At 30.5% G+C, this 16,948-nt stretch carries 16 protein-coding genes, 1 tRNA gene and 1 other annotated feature; all 17 genes read left to right on the top strand.

All coding sequences use genetic code 11. The features are described from left to right. Window positions 1-2: 2 nt before the first annotated feature. The 17 genes from hpt to ACY1IQ_RS10325 all read left to right on the top strand — a co-directional run bounded on the left by hpt (window position 3) and on the right by ACY1IQ_RS10325 (window position 16,381). Entirely contained in the window at window positions 3-542 is a 540-nt protein-coding gene (hpt, locus tag ACY1IQ_RS10405) for a hypoxanthine phosphoribosyltransferase (protein WP_461613860.1), read from the top strand. Between the two features lie 116 nt (window positions 543-658). Further along, on the top strand, window positions 659-2,605 hold the full coding sequence (gene ftsH / locus ACY1IQ_RS10400) for an ATP-dependent zinc metalloprotease FtsH (protein ID WP_461613859.1): 1,947 nt from the start codon (window positions 659-661) through the stop codon (window positions 2,603-2,605). Between the two features lie 196 nt (window positions 2,606-2,801). After that, the gene (locus ACY1IQ_RS10395; RefSeq protein WP_461613858.1) at window positions 2,802-3,191 is read left to right on the top strand and encodes a thioesterase family protein; all 390 of its coding nucleotides are present in this window, start codon (window positions 2,802-2,804) and stop codon (window positions 3,189-3,191) included. A 64-nt stretch (window positions 3,192-3,255) separates the two neighbouring features. Further along, window positions 3,256-4,926 (top strand): formate--tetrahydrofolate ligase, encoded by a 1,671-nt coding sequence (locus ACY1IQ_RS10390; RefSeq protein ID WP_461613857.1) that lies wholly within the window; start codon window positions 3,256-3,258, stop codon window positions 4,924-4,926. Window positions 4,927-5,210: 284 nt separating this feature from the next. Beyond that, the gene (locus ACY1IQ_RS10385; protein WP_461613856.1) at window positions 5,211-6,701 is read left to right on the top strand and encodes an acyl-CoA carboxylase subunit beta; all 1,491 of its coding nucleotides are present in this window, start codon (window positions 5,211-5,213) and stop codon (window positions 6,699-6,701) included. Window positions 6,702-6,713: 12 nt separating this feature from the next. Continuing rightward, window positions 6,714-7,064 (top strand): OadG family protein, encoded by a 351-nt coding sequence (locus ACY1IQ_RS10380; RefSeq protein ID WP_461613855.1) that lies wholly within the window; start codon window positions 6,714-6,716, stop codon window positions 7,062-7,064. Between the two features lie 23 nt (window positions 7,065-7,087). Continuing rightward, window positions 7,088-7,471 (top strand): biotin/lipoyl-containing protein, encoded by a 384-nt coding sequence (locus ACY1IQ_RS10375; RefSeq protein ID WP_461613854.1) that lies wholly within the window; start codon window positions 7,088-7,090, stop codon window positions 7,469-7,471. Window positions 7,472-7,490: 19 nt separating this feature from the next. Further along, window positions 7,491-8,627 carry a sodium ion-translocating decarboxylase subunit beta gene (locus tag ACY1IQ_RS10370; RefSeq protein ID WP_461613853.1) on the top strand — a complete coding sequence of 379 codons (1,137 nt, stop codon included), beginning with the start codon at window positions 7,491-7,493 and terminating at the stop codon, window positions 8,625-8,627. 165 nt (window positions 8,628-8,792) lie between these two features. Further along, window positions 8,793-8,972 carry a hypothetical protein gene (locus ACY1IQ_RS10365; protein ID WP_461613852.1) on the top strand — a complete coding sequence of 60 codons (180 nt, stop codon included), beginning with the start codon at window positions 8,793-8,795 and terminating at the stop codon, window positions 8,970-8,972. Window positions 8,973-8,977: 5 nt separating this feature from the next. After that, on the top strand, window positions 8,978-9,181 hold the full coding sequence (locus tag ACY1IQ_RS10360) for a hypothetical protein (RefSeq protein ID WP_461613851.1): 204 nt from the start codon (window positions 8,978-8,980) through the stop codon (window positions 9,179-9,181). A 182-nt stretch (window positions 9,182-9,363) separates the two neighbouring features. After that, the gene (locus ACY1IQ_RS10355) at window positions 9,364-10,143 is read left to right on the top strand and encodes a type III pantothenate kinase (protein WP_039634414.1); all 780 of its coding nucleotides are present in this window, start codon (window positions 9,364-9,366) and stop codon (window positions 10,141-10,143) included. Between the two features lie 8 nt (window positions 10,144-10,151). Then, window positions 10,152-11,129, top strand: coding sequence for a tRNA dihydrouridine synthase DusB (gene dusB, locus ACY1IQ_RS10350; protein ID WP_461613850.1), 978 nt, complete (start codon window positions 10,152-10,154; stop codon window positions 11,127-11,129). A 224-nt stretch (window positions 11,130-11,353) separates the two neighbouring features. Continuing rightward, the gene (gene greA, locus ACY1IQ_RS10345) at window positions 11,354-11,836 is read left to right on the top strand and encodes a transcription elongation factor GreA (RefSeq protein WP_461613849.1); all 483 of its coding nucleotides are present in this window, start codon (window positions 11,354-11,356) and stop codon (window positions 11,834-11,836) included. A 13-nt stretch (window positions 11,837-11,849) separates the two neighbouring features. Continuing rightward, entirely contained in the window at window positions 11,850-13,379 is a 1,530-nt protein-coding gene (gene lysS, locus ACY1IQ_RS10340; RefSeq protein WP_461613848.1) for a lysine--tRNA ligase, read from the top strand. Window positions 13,380-13,565: 186 nt separating this feature from the next. Continuing rightward, entirely contained in the window at window positions 13,566-14,180 is a 615-nt protein-coding gene (locus tag ACY1IQ_RS10335) for a hypothetical protein (protein WP_461613847.1), read from the top strand. A 134-nt stretch (window positions 14,181-14,314) separates the two neighbouring features. After that, window positions 14,315-14,389 (top strand) — tRNA-Asn (locus ACY1IQ_RS10330). Window positions 14,390-14,742: 353 nt separating this feature from the next. Further along, window positions 14,743-14,909 (top strand) — a binding site (T-box leader). 83 nt (window positions 14,910-14,992) lie between these two features. After that, window positions 14,993-16,381 (top strand): glycine--tRNA ligase, encoded by a 1,389-nt coding sequence (locus tag ACY1IQ_RS10325; RefSeq protein WP_461613846.1) that lies wholly within the window; start codon window positions 14,993-14,995, stop codon window positions 16,379-16,381. Window positions 16,382-16,948: the final 567 nt, after the last annotated feature.

Below are 16,948 nucleotides of genomic sequence, written 5' to 3'. Positions count from 1 at the left end.
TTATGTATAATGATATAAAGGATGTATTGTTAACAGAAGAACAAATTAAAGAAAAAATAAAAGAATTAGCAACTAGAATAACTGAAGACTATAAAGGGAAAGATTTATTAGTGCTAGGAATATTAAAAGGATCTGTAATATTTATGTCAGATCTTTTAAAAGAAATAAAAATACCTTGTATGATGGATTTTATGGCAGTATCTAGCTATGGAAATTCATCAGAAAGCTCAGGTATAGTTAAAATACTGAAAGATTTAGATTTTGAGGTTAAAGGAAAACATGTATTAATAGTTGAGGATATAATTGATTCAGGAATTACATTAAAATATTTAATAAAATACTTAGGTGCTAGAAATCCTGAAAGTCTTGAAATAGCATGTTTATTAAATAAACCAGATAGAAGAAAAGAAGAAATGGAAGTTAAATACTTAGGATTTGACGTTCCAGATTATTTTTTAGTTGGATATGGATTAGATTATGCTGAAAAATACAGAAATTTACCATATGTAGCTATTTTAAAGGAAAGTGTATATAAAAAGTAGAATAATTATAATGTGTTATTATTCACGATAAGATTTAATATTATATTCTTTATGATATAATATTTCATATGTTAGAATTTTAGAAAATCATAACTAGAAAGAGAGGGGGGCCTTTAGTGAAAAAATTTTCAAGTGCAACGGCCTGGTTGTTAGTTTTAGTTCTTGTAATCTTTTCGGCATTAACACTATTTGAAGGTGGTGGAAATGTAGCTAAGATTAGTGCTGATAAATTTGAAAAATATTGGAGAGAAGATAAAGTTAAAACCGCTACTATGGGAGAAGATAATGTAACAATAGTAGGGGAATTAGATGATGGAACACAATATCATACAGCTTTACCAAGGGATGACTTCAAAGATTTAAGAAAAGATCATCCAAATAAAACTGCAGTGGTTGATTTTACACCACCAACAAGTATTCCATTCTGGATTCAAATGCTTCCAACATTCTTAATTATAATAATGCTTGTAGCATTTTGGGGGATGTTTATGCAGCAATCTGGTGGAGGTGGCGGTGGAAACCGTGGAGTTATGAATTTTGGTAAGAGTAGAGCCAAAATGGCTACACCAGATAAAAAGAAAGTTACATTTAAAGATGTAGCTGGTGAAGATGAAGAAAAAGAAGAATTAGAAGAGATTGTTGACTTCTTAAAAAATCCTAAGAGATATATAGAAGTAGGTGCGAGAATACCTAAAGGAGTTCTTTTAGTAGGACCTCCAGGAACAGGTAAAACATTGCTTGCAAAAGCTGTAGCTGGAGAGGCAGGAGTACCATTCTTTAGCATTTCTGGTTCTGACTTCGTTGAAATGTTCGTGGGAGTGGGAGCTTCAAGAGTAAGAGATTTATTTGAACAAGCAAAGAAAAACTCTCCATGTATTATATTTATAGATGAGATTGACGCTGTAGGTAGACAAAGAGGAGCAGGACTTGGCGGAGGTCATGATGAGAGAGAACAAACTCTTAACCAATTACTTGTTGAAATGGATGGTTTCGGAGTAAATGAAGGAATTATCATGGTTGCTGCAACAAATAGACCTGATATATTAGACCCTGCGCTTTTAAGACCAGGTAGATTTGATAGGCAAATAGTTGTTGGAGCACCTGACGTTAAAGGAAGAGAAGAAATATTAAAAGTTCACTCAAGAAATAAGCCATTAGGATCAGATGTTAAATTAGATATATTGGCAAAAAGAACTCCAGGATTTACTGGAGCAGATATTGAGAATTTAATGAATGAAGCGGCATTATTAACTGTTAGAGGTAAGAAGAAAGTTATAACCATGGATGTGCTTGAAGAGGCAATTACAAGAGTTATAGCTGGACCAGAAAAGAAATCTAGAGTTATAAGTGAAAAAGATAAGAGATTAACTGCTTATCATGAAGCTGGTCACGCAGTAGTATCTAAATATTTACCAAATTCTTATGCTGTTCATGAAATAAGTATAATCCCTAGAGGTATGGCAGGAGGATATACACTACATCTTCCGGATGAAGATACCACATATACTTCACGTTCTAAGCTTAAAGATGAAATGGTTGGACTTTTAGGTGGAAGAGTTGCAGAAGCTCTAATACTTAAAGAAATTAGTACAGGAGCTAAAAATGATATAGATAGAACTAGTTCTATAGCTAAAAAAATGGTTATGGAATATGGTATGAGTGAAAAATTAGGACCTATTTCCTTTGGAAAAGAACAAGGAGAAGTATTCTTAGGAAGAGATATTGGTCATTCAAGAGATTTTTCAGAAGAAGTAGCTTCTATGATAGATAAAGAGATAAAATCTTTAGTAGATGAAGCTTATAGAAGAGCTGAAACTATACTTAGTGAAAATGAAGATAAGCTTCATGAAGTTGCTAAAGCACTTCTTGAGAAAGAAAAGCTTACTGCTGAAGAATTTAATGCAATTATGGATGGAAAAGGTTTAGAAGAAATTTCTACTGACATTATTAAAGAGGAAACTCCAAAGGAAGAAAATACTTTAAATGAGGATTTTAATCCAGGAGAAGTTAAATTACAAGTAGAAGAAGCAAACATTGAAGACATAAAAAAAGAAGAAATATAGTGTAAACAAAAGAGTGTATGATGAGTTCGTGCACTCTTTTGTCTTTTTTTATAATTAAATATAAAAAGTAATAAATATTTACGTACATTATCATATAAAAATAAAAAAATATACGTAATTTTTAAAAAGAATTATAGGACTAACTTTAGAGTTATGATATAATTATATTACCAAATTTATGTTAGGGGGTAGGTAAATGGAGAATAAATTAAAGATAGGGCTAAATGCAATTATTGAAAAGACTGTAACAGAAGATGATACAGCACTTCATCATGGTTCAGGTACCCTAAAAGTGTATGCAACGCCTGCGATGATAGGCTTAATGGAAAACGCATCTAAAAATGCTATTGATTTATATTTAGAACCAGGAGATACAACTGTAGGAATAGAAGTCAATGTAAAGCATATTAAGGCTACACCAATTGGGATGAAAGTAAAATGTGAGGCTGTAGTTAAAGATATTCAGGGAAAGAAAATAACTTTTTTAGTAAAAGTTTATGATGAAAATGGTTTAATTGGAGAAGGTACTCATTTAAGATATATAGTTAATATAGATAATTTCATGGGAAAACTTGATAATAAATAAGATTATTGTACATAAAATATAATTGTGTACAAAATTTTATGTATATAGATTGGAGGATATTGATATGAAAACAGATATAGAAATAGCTCAAAGTGCAAAGATGTTACCTATACTTAAAGTTGCAGAAAAAATAGGATTAACGGAGGACGATATTGAACTATATGGAAAATATAAAGGAAAAATATCTCTCAATGTATTAGAAAATAATAAAGATAAAGAAGATGGAAAACTTATACTAGTAACGGCTATAAATCCTACTCCAGCTGGTGAAGGAAAATCTACTGTTACTATAGGATTAGGTCAAGCTCTTTGTAGTATGGGGAAAAATGCAGTAATAGCATTAAGGGAGCCTTCTTTAGGACCTGTTTTTGGAGTTAAAGGAGGAGCTGCTGGTGGAGGATATGCTCAAGTAATCCCTATGGAAGATATAAATTTGCATTTTACTGGAGATATGCATGCAATTACAACAGCAAATAATCTTTTAAGTGCAGCTATAGATAATCATATTCATCAAGGAAATGAATTGAAAATAGATTCAAGAAGAATAGTATTTAAAAGAGTTTTAGACATGAATGATAGAGCATTAAGGCAGGTAGTAGTGGGACTTGGCGGAACTCCAAATGGATTTACAAGAGAAGATGGATTTACAATAACAGTTGCTTCTGAAATAATGGCAATACTTTGTCTTTCAACAGATTTAATGGACTTGAAGGAAAGGTTTGGAAAAATCCTTATAGCTTACAGCACAGAGGGACAACCTATATATTGTAAAGATTTAAATGTTCATGGTGCCATGGCTATGCTTATGAAAGATGCTGTTAAGCCTAACTTAGTCCAAACTTTAGATAATACACCAGCAATAATTCATGGTGGACCATTTGCAAACATAGCACATGGATGCAATAGTATTTTAGCTACTAAGATGGCTTTAAAATTAGGTGATTACACTATAACAGAAGCTGGATTTGGTGCAGACTTAGGAGCAGAAAAATTCTTTGATATTAAGTGTAGATATGGAAACTTAAAACCAAGTGCAGTAGTAATAGTAGCAACTATTCGTGCGTTAAAGCATCATGGTAGAGTTAAAAAAGATAGTTTAAACACTCCAAATGTAGAAGCTCTTTCAAAAGGTATAGAAAATCTTGAAAAGCAAATAGAAAATGTTGAAAAATTTGGTGTGCCAGCAGTTGTAGCTATAAATAGATTTATAAGTGATAGTGAAGAAGAAATTAAATATATAGAAGAATTCTGTAAAAATAAAGGTGTAGAAGTTGCATTGACTGAAGTTTGGGGAAAAGGTGCAGAAGGTGGATTGGAGCTTGCTGAAAAAGTTATAAAAACTATTGAAGAAAAAGAAAGCAATTTCCATGTGTTATATGATGAAAAATTAACTATAAAAGAAAAGATGGAAACAATAGCTAGAGAGATATATGGAGCTGATGGAATTGAAATACTACCAGCAGCTAAAAAGCAAATATCTGATATAGAAAAAATAGGTTTAGATAAATTACCTATATGTGTAGCTAAAACACAAAATTCATTATCAGACAATCCAAATCTTCTTGGAAGGCCAACAGGATTCAAAGTTTCTATAAAAGAAGTTAAAGTTTCTAATGGTGCAGGATTTATTGTTGTATTAACAGGAACGATAATGACTATGCCAGGACTTCCCAAAATTCCAGCAGCGGCTAAAATAGATATAAAAGAAGATGGAACGATAGAAGGATTATTCTAGTATAAAAGAATAAATAAGAATTGATAAAACCACTATAAGTATGTACTTATAGTGGTTTTATTCATATAAGATATCTTTTAAAATAACTAGTTCTGTATTTTTTAAATAAAGAAAATAGAAAGAATATTAAAGGAAAAGAATGATTACACGTCAATTTATAATTGTTTTTTTTCAATACACAGAAAAATGAATTAAAACTTGCAAATTTTATGTACAAATGGGACTTTTTATGTTATTATTATGGCGGGGTAACAAAGAGTAATCTAAAGTCAGGAGGCAATAATATGGATAAACTTGATGTCTTTGATGAAATTAGACATAAGGCACACCAAGGTGGTGGATCAGAAAAAGTTGAAATGCAACACAACTTAAACAAAATAACTGCAAGAGAAAGAATTTTAAACATTTTGGATGAAGGTTCTTTTGTAGAGGTAGGCACACTAATTGATAAAAATGGTGCAGGAGTTGTAACAGGACATGGAACTATAGATGGAAGATTGGTCTACATTTATAGTGAAGATTACACTGTAAATGGGGGAACATTCAATAAACAATCAAGTAAAAAAATATGCAATATAATGGATGCTGCAGTGAAAATGGGAGCACCAATAGTTAAGATATTTGATTCCATAGGCGGAAAAGTTGATGATGGAATTGAGCTTTTAGCTTCCTATGGAGAAGTTTTAAGAAAAACTACTAAGAATAGTGGAGTAATACCTCAAATTTCTATTGTTTCAGGACCATGTAATGGAATGATGGCATTAAATGCCACTATGAGTGATTTTATTATAGTAGTAGAGGAAAATGGACAATTTAGTATAAATACAAGTGATAAACTGATAGATAGAGAAGAAAGATATGTAAGTAGCTCTATGTATAGTGATGGAATATCTTCTATTAAAAATGGAAATGCTCACTTTGTTGTTAGTGATGAAATGGAAGCAGTAATATTAACTAAGAAATTATTTAATTATATACCATCTAATAATTTAGAAATGCCATATTTAACTGCTGAATCTATGGATTTAAATGAAGCTAAAGAAACATTAAATGAAGCTGCTATTAATGAAAACTATAGTGGAGAAGCAGTAGTAAATGCAATTAGTGATGAAAATTCTGTTTTAGAAATAAATAAAACTATGGAAGAGAGCATAAACACTTACTTAATAAAAATAAATGGATTAACAGTTGGTGTTATAGCAAACGATTCTAGTAAGAAGAGTGAGATTAATATAAAACTTTCAAATAAAGTAGCAAGCTTTGTAAGAATGTGTGATAGTTTCAACATTCCAATACTTAGTATTGTAGATACAAAGGGAATTATTATTAGTCTTGAGGAGGAAAGGATGGGATTAGCTAAAAGCGTATCAAAAATGGTATATGCTTTAGGTGATGCTGTAGTTCCGAAGGTTTCGCTTATAATTGGAGAAGCTTATGGAGCTGGTTATTTAGCACTTGCAAGTAAGGAAGCATCTTTTGATATAGCATTAGCATGGCCAACCGCTAAAATTTCATTAACTTCACCTAAGTCTATAATAACTTCTAAATATAGAGATGAAATATTAAGTGCGGATAATCCGAAAGTAAAAGAAGAAGAGATTATTAAAAAATATATGGATGAAGTTACAAATCCATATGCTTGTGCAGAAATAGGTTTATTAGATGATATTATAAAGCCAAGTGAAACTAAACAAAGAGTATTTGCAATGTTAGATATGTTACAAAGCAAAAGAGAGTTAAGCTACCCTAAAAAGCATGGAAGCATATTAATTTAGGGGGGATATAATATGAATGAAAAATTAAGTTTAATAGATGCATTGGGAGTTTCGGCAGTAGCTATGATTATAGTTTTCGCTGTATTAGTTATCTTAATGTATATAATTAAATTTCAAAGTTTTTTATTAAGAGATAAAAAGAAAGAAATGGAACCGGTTAAAGAAGAAAAATTTGAACCAGTAGTGCAAGAAGTAGAAACTATAGAAAACCCTGAAGATGACTTAGAATTAGTTGCAGTTATAATGGCATCGTTATCAGCTCATCTTAATGTACCAGTTTCAGATTTAAATATAAAGAGTATAAAAAGAGTAAATAGTGGAAATGCAAATTGGCAAAGTAATGCTACTAAATTTAATCGCTAAAATGTATAGGGAGGAAAATTACTATGAAGAGATATAATGTTACTGTTAATGGAAATATGTATCAAGTAGAGGTTGAAGAGGTTAAAGGAGAGTTTACCTCTACACCTAATATAGCTGCAGAGAAACCAATAGCTCCAGCACCAGTGCAAAAGCCAGCAGCTCCAGCACCATCAGTTAAAAAATCAAATGCTTCTGGAGAAAAGATTGATTGTCCAATGCCAGGAACAATAGTTAAAATAAATATAGCTGAAGGTGTTACAGTTAAAAAAGGTGATGTATTATTTGTTTTAGAAGCTATGAAAATGGAGAATGAAATAATGTCACCAGTAGATGGTACCGTTGCTGAAATAAATGTGGCAAAAGGAGCAGCTGTTAGTACAGGAGATGTTTTAGCTGTTATCGCATAATAAAAAGGAGGTAAGCTAAATGAATATAATTGAAGTATTACAAGAATTATTAAGTACCTCCGGCTTTGCTGCAATAACTTGGAAAGAACTTTTAATGATAGGTGTTTCTTGTTTATTAATATATTTAGCAATTGCAAAAGAGTTTGAGCCATTATTATTACTACCTATAGCTTTTGGTATGCTGCTTACAAATTTACCATTAGCAGATATAATGGCAGAACCTGTTGCAGGTGAAGCTGGAGGATTATTATATTATTTATCAAGAGGTGTTAAATGGGAAATATTCCCGCCGCTCATATTCCTAGGAGTTGGTGCTATGACAGATTTTGGACCACTATTAGCTAATCCCTCCAGTGTTCTAATGGGGGCAGGAGCGCAATTTGGAGTATTCTTTGCATTTATGGCAGCAATATTACTTGGATTTACTCCACAAGAAGCGGCATCAATAGGTATAATTGGAGGAGCGGATGGTCCTACGGCCATATTTTTAACAAATAATTTAGCTCCACATTTACTTGGACCAATAGCAGTTGCAGCTTACTCATATATGGCATTAGTACCATTAATTCAACCTCCAATCATGAAGGCATTAACTACTAAGGAAGAAAGGACAATAAAAATGGGACAACTAAGACAAGTTAAGAAAGTGGAAAAAATTATATTTCCAATAGTTGTTGCTATTTTAGTTATATTATTCCTTCCATCGCTTAAATCACTTGTTGGTATGTTGATGCTTGGAAACTTATTTAAAGAATCTGGAGTTGTTGGAAGATTAAGTGATACAGCACAAAATGCTCTTATAAATATAATAACAATATTTTTAGGACTTTCCGTTGGAGCAACAGCTAAAGCAGAGATATTCTTAACTCCAAAAACTATAGGAATAATAATTTTAGGAGTTGTTGCTTTTGCAGTAGCTACTGCTTCAGGCGTAATTATAGGTAAGATAATATGTAAAGTTACTAAGGGCAAAATAAACCCATTAATAGGTTCAGCAGGAGTTTCAGCAGTACCTATGGCTGCTAGAGTTTCACAAGTTGTAGGACAAAAGGAAGATCCTTCTAATTTCTTGCTTATGCACGCTATGGGACCAAACGTTGCAGGGGTTATAGGTAGTGCTGTAGCAGCTGGTGTATTACTTTCTATGTTTGGTTAGTAAGGTATATACAAAAAATAATAGACTAATATCTTTGGTCTACTATTTTCTTTCATATGACTAAGTTAAAGTGTAAACAATTTATAAATTAGGTATATACTTCTTAAAAAGAAGTATATACCTTTTTATATTGATAATAATATGTGAAAAAGGAGAAGATTATTTATGATATGTCCCAATCAAGCTACTATTAATAACATTATAGAAAAAGAGGAAATACTTATAAGTAAGTACAAAAGTTATCTGAAAGCTGTAAATAGCAGCTCTATGCAAAGTTCAATCGACGAATTAATACAAAAGCATAATAATCACATTGAAGTATTACAACAGCTCTTAAGGAGGTAATTATCATGAAATATAATTATCATTTAACAAAAGAACAATTAGTGAGAAGTCGTCATATTACAAATGTAGAGAAAAGCTTAATGAATATGTACATGAACTTAATGAATAGTGAAAAAGAAGGAAGTTTAAAAAGAATATTATATGAGTTTGCTAAGGATGAAAAAGAAATATTAAATATAATGGAAAATAGTAGTAAGAGCGTAATATAAATAATCTTTACATTAAATTATATATACATAAATTACAAGTTTTAAAAATTATTTAAACACCTTGACAAAATAGATTAACTTGTTAAAATTAAATTATTAATTGTAATGAGATTTTTTTAGTCAAACATACAGGATAAAAGCAGCTTTTAAAGCTGCTTTTAATTATATAGAGGTGAATTTAAATGATTTTTGTTTTAGATGTAGGGAATACCAACATTGTATTAGGGATATACAAAGGAAAAGAATTATTAGTTGATTGGAGGCTATCTACTGATCACAAGAGAAGTTCCGATGAATATGGTATACAAGTGAGGCAACTTTTTGAGCAAAACAATATAAAGATATCTGATATAGAAGGAGTAATAATATCATCTGTGGTTCCGAATATTATGTACTCTTTAGAACATATGATAAGAAAATATTTTGATAAGACACCAATAGTAGTTGGGCCAGGAGTTAAAACTGGTATAAATATAAAATATGATAATCCAAAAGAAGTAGGTGCTGACAGGATAGTAAATGCAGTATCAGCTTTTGATATTTATAAAAGTTCAATGATAATAATAGACTTTGGTACAGCTACTACTTTTTGTGCTATAACTAAAAATGGAGATTATCTAGGGGGAACAATTTGTCCAGGAGTAAAGATATCTTCAGACGCATTATTTGAAAAAGCGGCTAAACTTCCAAGAGTTGAACTTTCAAAGCCTGAAACTGTAATTTGTAAAAATACAGTAGCAAGTATGCAAGCAGGTATAGTTTATGGATACATAGGTCAAGTTGATTACATAGTGCGTAAAATGAAAGAAGAGATGATGGCTAAAGGTGAAGATGAGCCTATAGTTATAGCTACAGGAGGACTTGCTAAGTTAATAGCAGAAGAATCTTCTACAATTGATAAAGTGGAATCGTTTTTAACTTTAGATGGACTTAGAATTATATATGAAAAAAATAGAGACTAGGTGATAGTATGTATATATCAAATCTTCATTTTGATAATGAAGTATTTTTAGCGCCTATGGCAGGTGTTACAGACATAGCTTACAGAGGTATTTGTAAAAGTATGGGCTGTGGACTTGTATATACTGAAATGATAAGTGCTAAAGGACTATTTTACAAAAGTAAAAACACAGAAGGATTAATGAGAATAGCAGATGAAGAGAAACCTGTAGGTATTCAAATTTTTGGGAATGAACCTAAAATAATGGCTTATGCTTGTGAAGTGTTTAATGAAAATAATGATATCTGTATAGTAGACGTAAATATGGGATGTCCTGTGCCTAAAATTGTTAAAAACGGTGAAGGATCAGCACTTATGAAAAATCCTAAATTAGCAGCAGAAATAGTAAAGGAAATGAAGAAGGTAAGTAAAAAACCTATAACTGTTAAATTTAGAAAAGGCTTCGATGAAAATAATATAAATGCTGTTGAGTTTGGCAAATACATAGAAGATGCAGGTGCAGATGCTATAGCGGTTCATGGCAGAACTAGGGAACAGATGTATGAAGGAAAAGCAGATTGGGACATTATAAGGCAAGTTAAAGAAGCGGTTAAAATACCTGTAATAGGAAATGGAGATGTATTTTCAGCTGAGAATGCCATGAAAATAAAAAAACAAACCAATTGTGATGGAATAATGATTGCAAGAGGGGCTATGGGTAACCCGTGGATTTTTAGAGAAATAACCCAAGCTTTGAAAGGTGAAAATATAACAAAACCTATACCTATAGAAAAGGTAGATATGTGTATTAATCATTTAAATTTATCTATTAAGTATTTTGAAGAAATAAAGGCTGTAAGGGAAATGAGAAAGCATATAGCTTGGTATATTAAAGGCCTTAAATATTGTACTGAGATCAAAGATAGAATTAACTCAATGACTAAATATGAAGATGTGTTAAGTCTTTTACTTGAATATAAATCAGTATTTGTGGATAATATACAGTAATATAATATTACATAAATATTAATAAAGGATGTATTGGGCATCCTTTTATTGACATATCGTAGCCACTGATTTATAATAACTTAAAGTCTTAAATCCACAGATTCTAAAGAAATTTTGTGGATTTAAGACTTTAAAGAAGTTTTGTGGTACAATCATGTTAAATTAATAAAGTGTTTTATTGAAGAATAGAGTAAATATATATATTGTTTAAAGGGGAGAAAAAAATGAGTGATTCTAAAAAATATGTGATGACTTATGAGGGAATAAAGAAGCTTGAAGAAGAGTTAGAGTACCTTAAAACAGTTAAGAGAAAAGAAATCACTGAAAAAATTAAAGTAGCTTTAGGATATGGAGATTTAAGTGAAAACTCTGAATATGATGAAGCTAAAAACGAGCAAGCTTTTGTAGAAGGAAGAATAATACAGCTTGAAAACATGCTGAGAAATGCATCAGTAGTTGATGAAAGTGAATTAGATAAGGATATAATTAGTATAGGTTCAATAGCGAAAGTTAAGGACTATGACTTTGATGAAGAAGTAGAATTCCATATTGTTGGTTCAGCAGAAGCAGATCCAATGGAGAATAAAATTTCAAACGAATCACCAGTTGGAAGAGCACTTGTAGGTAAAAGAGTAGGAGATGTGATTGAGGTTTCTATTCCTGATGGAGTAAGTAAATACGAAGTACTTGAAATAAAAAGAGCATAGGAGGAGTTTATACATGGAAGAAAATAATTTAAATACGCCAGAGCTTGAAGTGGAAGATATTCAAGCAAAAGAAGCTGAGTATAATGAGCAAGTGGTAATTAGAAGGCAAAAATTAGCTGAACTTAAAGCTGAAGGAAAAGATCCATTTGACGTTTATAAAGTGAATAGAACCCATACATCACAAGAAGTTGTTAATGGATTTGAAGAAGGCGGAGAAATTCCAGTTACTGTAGCAGGAAGACTTATGTCTAAGAGAATTCAAGGTAAAGCTGGATTTTGCGATCTTCATGATAGATATGGAAAAATTCAAGTATATATAAGATTAGATGCAGTAGGCGAAGAATCTTTTAAAGATGCTAAAACATTTGATATAGGAGATTTCTTAAGTGTAACAGGAACTTCATTCAGAACTAGAACAGGAGAAATTTCTGTACGTGCAACAGAAGTTACACTTATATCTAAGTCATTAAAGCCATTACCAGAGAAATGGCATGGACTTAAAAATCCAGATTTAAAATATAGACAAAGAGAAGTTGACCTTGTTATGAACAAGGATGTTAGAGATACTTTCATGAAGAGAGTTCAAATAATAAGAAGTATAAGAGAATTCTTAGATAATAGAGGTTTCTTAGAAGTTGAAACTCCAATTTTATCACCGATAGCAGGTGGTGCAGCTGCAAGACCATTCTCTACTCATCATAATGCATTAGATATAGATATGTATTTAAGAATAGCTACTGAATTATATCTAAAAAGATGTATTGTTGGTGGTTTCGAGAAAGTTTATGATATGGGTAAAAACTTCAGAAACGAAGGTATGAGTGTAAGACATAATCCAGAATTTACTATGATTGAATTATATGAAGCTTATGCAGATTATAATGATATGATGGAAATTACAGAACAAATGATTGCCTATGCTTGTGAGAAAGTACATGGAACTACTAAAATAAATTATCAAGGAACGGAAATAGATTTAACACCACCTTGGAGAAGACTTACAATGGTGGATGCAGTTAAAGAATATGCAGGAATAGATTTTGAGACTATTAAAACAGATGAAGAAGCTCAAGCTATTGCTAAAGAAAAGCATTTAGAATTTAAGAAAGAATTAAAAGATTGTACAAAAGCAGACGTATTAAATGCATTGTTTGAAGAGTTTGCGGAAGAACATTTAATACAGCCAACATTCCTATGCGATTATCCAGTAGAAATTTCACCACTTACTAAGAAAAAACGTGGAAATCCTGAATTTACTGAGAGATTTGAAGGATTTATATATGGTAGAGAAGTATGTAATGCCTATTCAGAGCTTAATGATCCAATAGTACAAAGAGAAAGATTTGAACAACAAGCAAAAGAAAGAGAACTTGGTGATGATGAAGCTTATGTTATAGACGAAGAATTTATGAGCGCATTAGAAGTAGGTATGCCACCAACTGGAGGATTAGGAATAGGTATAGATAGAATAGTTATGTTCCTAACTGATTCTACATCAATAAGAGACGTAATCTTATTCCCAACTATGAAGCCGTTACAATAATATAAAAATTAAGAGATATATTGTTTATGAAGACTTTATATCTCTTTTTATATAATATGATTTTTTTACGAGTAATCTAATTAATAATATATAATCCTTATAGCGACTTTTAAATTATTGAATATTAACATTTAACAATGATTATGTTAAAAATTTTTATAAGAGTAATTTGTAAGGGAGATTAAAATGAAACGGAGTTCTAAAATAGTTTTATGTTTAATCGGGCTACTTTTAATTTTTAAAGTAGTATTAGATTTAATTAATAAAGAAGATGTAAAAGAAATTATAAGAAAGAATATCCTTTACGAAAGAGAATATAAAATTACTAAACTTAGCCCTATAGAAGTTACAATACAAGTTAATGAAAATTATATGCCTAAAGATGATAAACTATTAAGCTATTTTAATGAGCCTATTGAAGTAAAAGAACTTGTTTATGAAGGGAATAATTCAGAAATATATTTAGATAGGATAGAGGGAAATGATAATAATTTTTTAAGATTATGTTTTGAAAAGAGGCAAAATATAAACAAAGATAAAGGTAAATTTCTGTCTATAGGTACTGAGGAGGAGAGTAGTGATAAAAGATGTAGTTTTATCTATGATCACGACAAAAGTGTTAAGGTATATGATAAAGATGATAAGCTTATAGAAGATAATGCACTATGGCTTTCCGATATTCGCAAAAGTGAGGATTTTAAAATATCTATTAAAAAAGATATTTTAAGCAAAGTGAAATATCCACTTACTATAAAAGTTTCAGAGTTTAATATTGTTAAATATGAACAAACATATCAATGAATATAAATTATTTACCATAGTTAATATAAGGCATATAAAATTAAATAAAGAAAAGTATAAAAACTTTTTAAAATACTATTGCATTTGTTTTTTATTTTTGATATAATAATATATGTAGTCAGTAATGACAATATTCCGCGATAGCTCAACGGTGGAGCACTCGGCTGTTAACCGATAGGTTGGAGGTTCGAATCCTCTTCGCGGAGCCATTTTTTATTTTTGATAAATATAAGTAATACTTTATAGTATTACTTTTTTTATTGCGATAAATTTATAAAAAGTAGAATTATATAAATTATAAGATATTGGAATTTAATCTACAATACTTAACTAATTTTAAATTATTAATTTTTGTTATAAGTTTAAAAAGTTATTAGCCATTTTGTTTATTATTAAGAAATTGTTAAATAACTTTACAGAAGATAAAATATTTATCTTTTATAATAGAAGAAATGGCTATAAATTATAAAGTATAAATAAAATATATCTAATATTAATTTTTTTAATAATTAATGCTTGACAATTCTGAATTTTTATGATAGTATATACCAATACAATTTAATATTATACATTGATAAAGAAGAGTAACTTTAAGTACTTTATAAAGAGAGATGATGGATGGTGCAAATCATTAAAGACTTATAGTGAAGGGAGCTTTTGAGTATATTTTAGTAGAGCTGAGCTATTGCTAATAAGGGTGGAACCGCGGAATATTATTTCGTCCCTTAACTAGTAATAGTTTTTTATTTTTATTAAAGTAAATTTACTTCAATTGGAGTGTTTATAAATAAAAAAAACGGAGGTATTATTTTATGAAAGAAGTTACTATGGATAAAGTTGTTAGCTTATGCAAGAATAGAGGATTTATATTTTCAGGTTCAGAGATTTATGGAGGACTTGCTAACTCTTGGGATTATGGTCCATTAGGAGTAGAATTTAAAAACAATGTTAAGAAAGCATGGTGGAAAAAATTTGTTCAAGAGAGCCCATATAATGTAGGACTTGATTGTGCTATACTTATGAATCCAGAAGTTTGGGTGGCTTCAGGACACGTTGGGGGATTCTCAGATCCATTAATGGATTGTAAAGATTGTAAGGCTAGATTTAGAGCGGATAAACTAGTGGAAGATCATATGACTTCAGAAGGAGCGGAAGTTGCGGTTGCTGATGGCTGGACTAATGAAGAGTACAAAGAGTATATTGAAAAGCATCAAATAGTTTGCCCTAAATGTGGAAAGAAAAATTTTACAGACATAAGAAAATTTAACCTTATGTTTAAAACATTTCAAGGAATAACTGAAGATAGTAAATCAGAAATATACTTAAGACCAGAAACAGCTCAAGGTATATTTGTTAACTTTAAAAATGCACAGAGAACTTCAAGAAAAAAAGTACCTTTTGGTATAGCTCAGATTGGTAAATCTTTTAGAAATGAAATTACACCAGGAAATTTTATATTTAGAACTAGAGAATTTGAGCAAATGGAGCTAGAGTTTTTCTGTAAACCAGGAACAGACTTAGAATGGTTTGAGTATTGGAAAGACTACTGCAAGAAATTCTTATTTAATCTAGGTATGAAAGAAGAAAATTTAAGATTTAGAGATCATGGTGAAGAGGAGTTATCTTTCTATAGTAATGCAACTTGCGATATAGAATTTTTATTCCCATTTGGTTGGGGTGAACTATGGGGCATAGCTGATAGAACAGACTACGACCTTAAAAAGCATATGGAGCATTCTGGAGAAGACTTATCTTACTTAGATCCAGTGACAAATGAAAAATATGTGCCATATTGTATTGAGCCATCATTAGGTGCAGATAGAGTTGCTCTTGCATTCTTAGTAAATGCTTATGATGAGGAAGAACTTGAAGGTGGCGATGTTAGAACTGTATTACATTTACATCCATCACTAGCGCCTTTCAAAGCAGCAGTATTACCACTAAGTAAAAAATTAAGTGAAAAATCTTTAGAAGTTTATTCAATACTTGCTAAAAAATTTAATGTGGACTACGATGAAGCAGGAAGTATAGGAAAAAGATATAGAAGAGAAGATGAAATAGGAACACCTTTCTGTATAACAGTGGATTTTGATACTATGGAAGATAATACTGTAACAGTAAGAGATAGAGATACAATGGAGCAAATAAGACTTCATATAGATGAGCTTACTAAATATATAGAAGAAAAAATGGAATTTTAATAACTTAGGCATCTTCAAAAAAATAATAGACCAGTATGTTATTCTATTTTTCATCATACTACGCTCAAAGAACCCGCACATAGCTCCACTATGAGGAGAACCTGACGCCTTGTCTGATATAAAACATACTAACATCTTTGGTTTATTATTTTATTTCAGATGCCTAAATTCAATGAAAAACTCTCTACAAGTTCAATATATTTGTAGAGAGTTTTTCTTTTGAAATTGATACTAATAACTTATAGATAAAATTATATTTTTAAAATTTATTTAAAGAATTTAAAAAATGAAATAAATATATTCTAAAAATACTCAATAATGTCGAGGATAATTCTAAAGTTAAAAGGGTTTTTAGGTAAAAAAATAACCGGATTGTCATCCGGTAAAAAATAGGGTTTAATCATGGGGATATGTTATGTGTTATGTTAAAACTTTGGGGAATCATCTTAACATATTCCTTACGGCACAAGAGAAGTATAGCATGTAGAAAAGTGCAAATCAATACGACAAAGATAAGTTTATATATTAATTCAATTCGAACAATTTCGACAAAATTCTCGTTTTTGA

It is taken from the genome of Clostridium sp. Marseille-QA1073 (assembly GCF_054863625.1).
The sequence above is the reverse complement of the archived record's forward strand: the minus strand, read 5'-3'. Positions and strand labels throughout refer to the sequence as shown.

Excerpts from the sequence above, each read along its gene's own strand:
- hpt (WP_461613860.1), top strand. The coding sequence starts at position 3 with ATGTATAATGATATAAAGGATGTATTGTTAACAGAAGAACAAATTAAA.
- ACY1IQ_RS10395 (WP_461613858.1), top strand. The coding sequence starts at position 2,802 with ATGGAGAATAAATTAAAGATAGGGCTAAATGCAATTATTGAAAAGACT.
- ACY1IQ_RS10390 (WP_461613857.1), top strand. The coding sequence starts at position 3,256 with ATGAAAACAGATATAGAAATAGCTCAAAGTGCAAAGATGTTACCTATA.
- ACY1IQ_RS10385 (WP_461613856.1), top strand. The coding sequence starts at position 5,211 with ATGGATAAACTTGATGTCTTTGATGAAATTAGACATAAGGCACACCAA.
- ACY1IQ_RS10380 (WP_461613855.1), top strand. The coding sequence starts at position 6,714 with ATGAATGAAAAATTAAGTTTAATAGATGCATTGGGAGTTTCGGCAGTA.
- ACY1IQ_RS10375 (WP_461613854.1), top strand. The coding sequence starts at position 7,088 with ATGAAGAGATATAATGTTACTGTTAATGGAAATATGTATCAAGTAGAG.
- ACY1IQ_RS10370 (WP_461613853.1), top strand. The coding sequence starts at position 7,491 with ATGAATATAATTGAAGTATTACAAGAATTATTAAGTACCTCCGGCTTT.
- ACY1IQ_RS10365 (WP_461613852.1), top strand. The coding sequence starts at position 8,793 with ATGATATGTCCCAATCAAGCTACTATTAATAACATTATAGAAAAAGAG.
- ACY1IQ_RS10360 (WP_461613851.1), top strand. The coding sequence starts at position 8,978 with ATGAAATATAATTATCATTTAACAAAAGAACAATTAGTGAGAAGTCGT.
- ACY1IQ_RS10355 (WP_039634414.1), top strand. The coding sequence starts at position 9,364 with ATGATTTTTGTTTTAGATGTAGGGAATACCAACATTGTATTAGGGATA.
- dusB (WP_461613850.1), top strand. The coding sequence starts at position 10,152 with ATGTATATATCAAATCTTCATTTTGATAATGAAGTATTTTTAGCGCCT.
- greA (WP_461613849.1), top strand. The coding sequence starts at position 11,354 with ATGAGTGATTCTAAAAAATATGTGATGACTTATGAGGGAATAAAGAAG.
- lysS (WP_461613848.1), top strand. The coding sequence starts at position 11,850 with ATGGAAGAAAATAATTTAAATACGCCAGAGCTTGAAGTGGAAGATATT.
- ACY1IQ_RS10335 (WP_461613847.1), top strand. The coding sequence starts at position 13,566 with ATGAAACGGAGTTCTAAAATAGTTTTATGTTTAATCGGGCTACTTTTA.
- ACY1IQ_RS10325 (WP_461613846.1), top strand. The coding sequence starts at position 14,993 with ATGAAAGAAGTTACTATGGATAAAGTTGTTAGCTTATGCAAGAATAGA.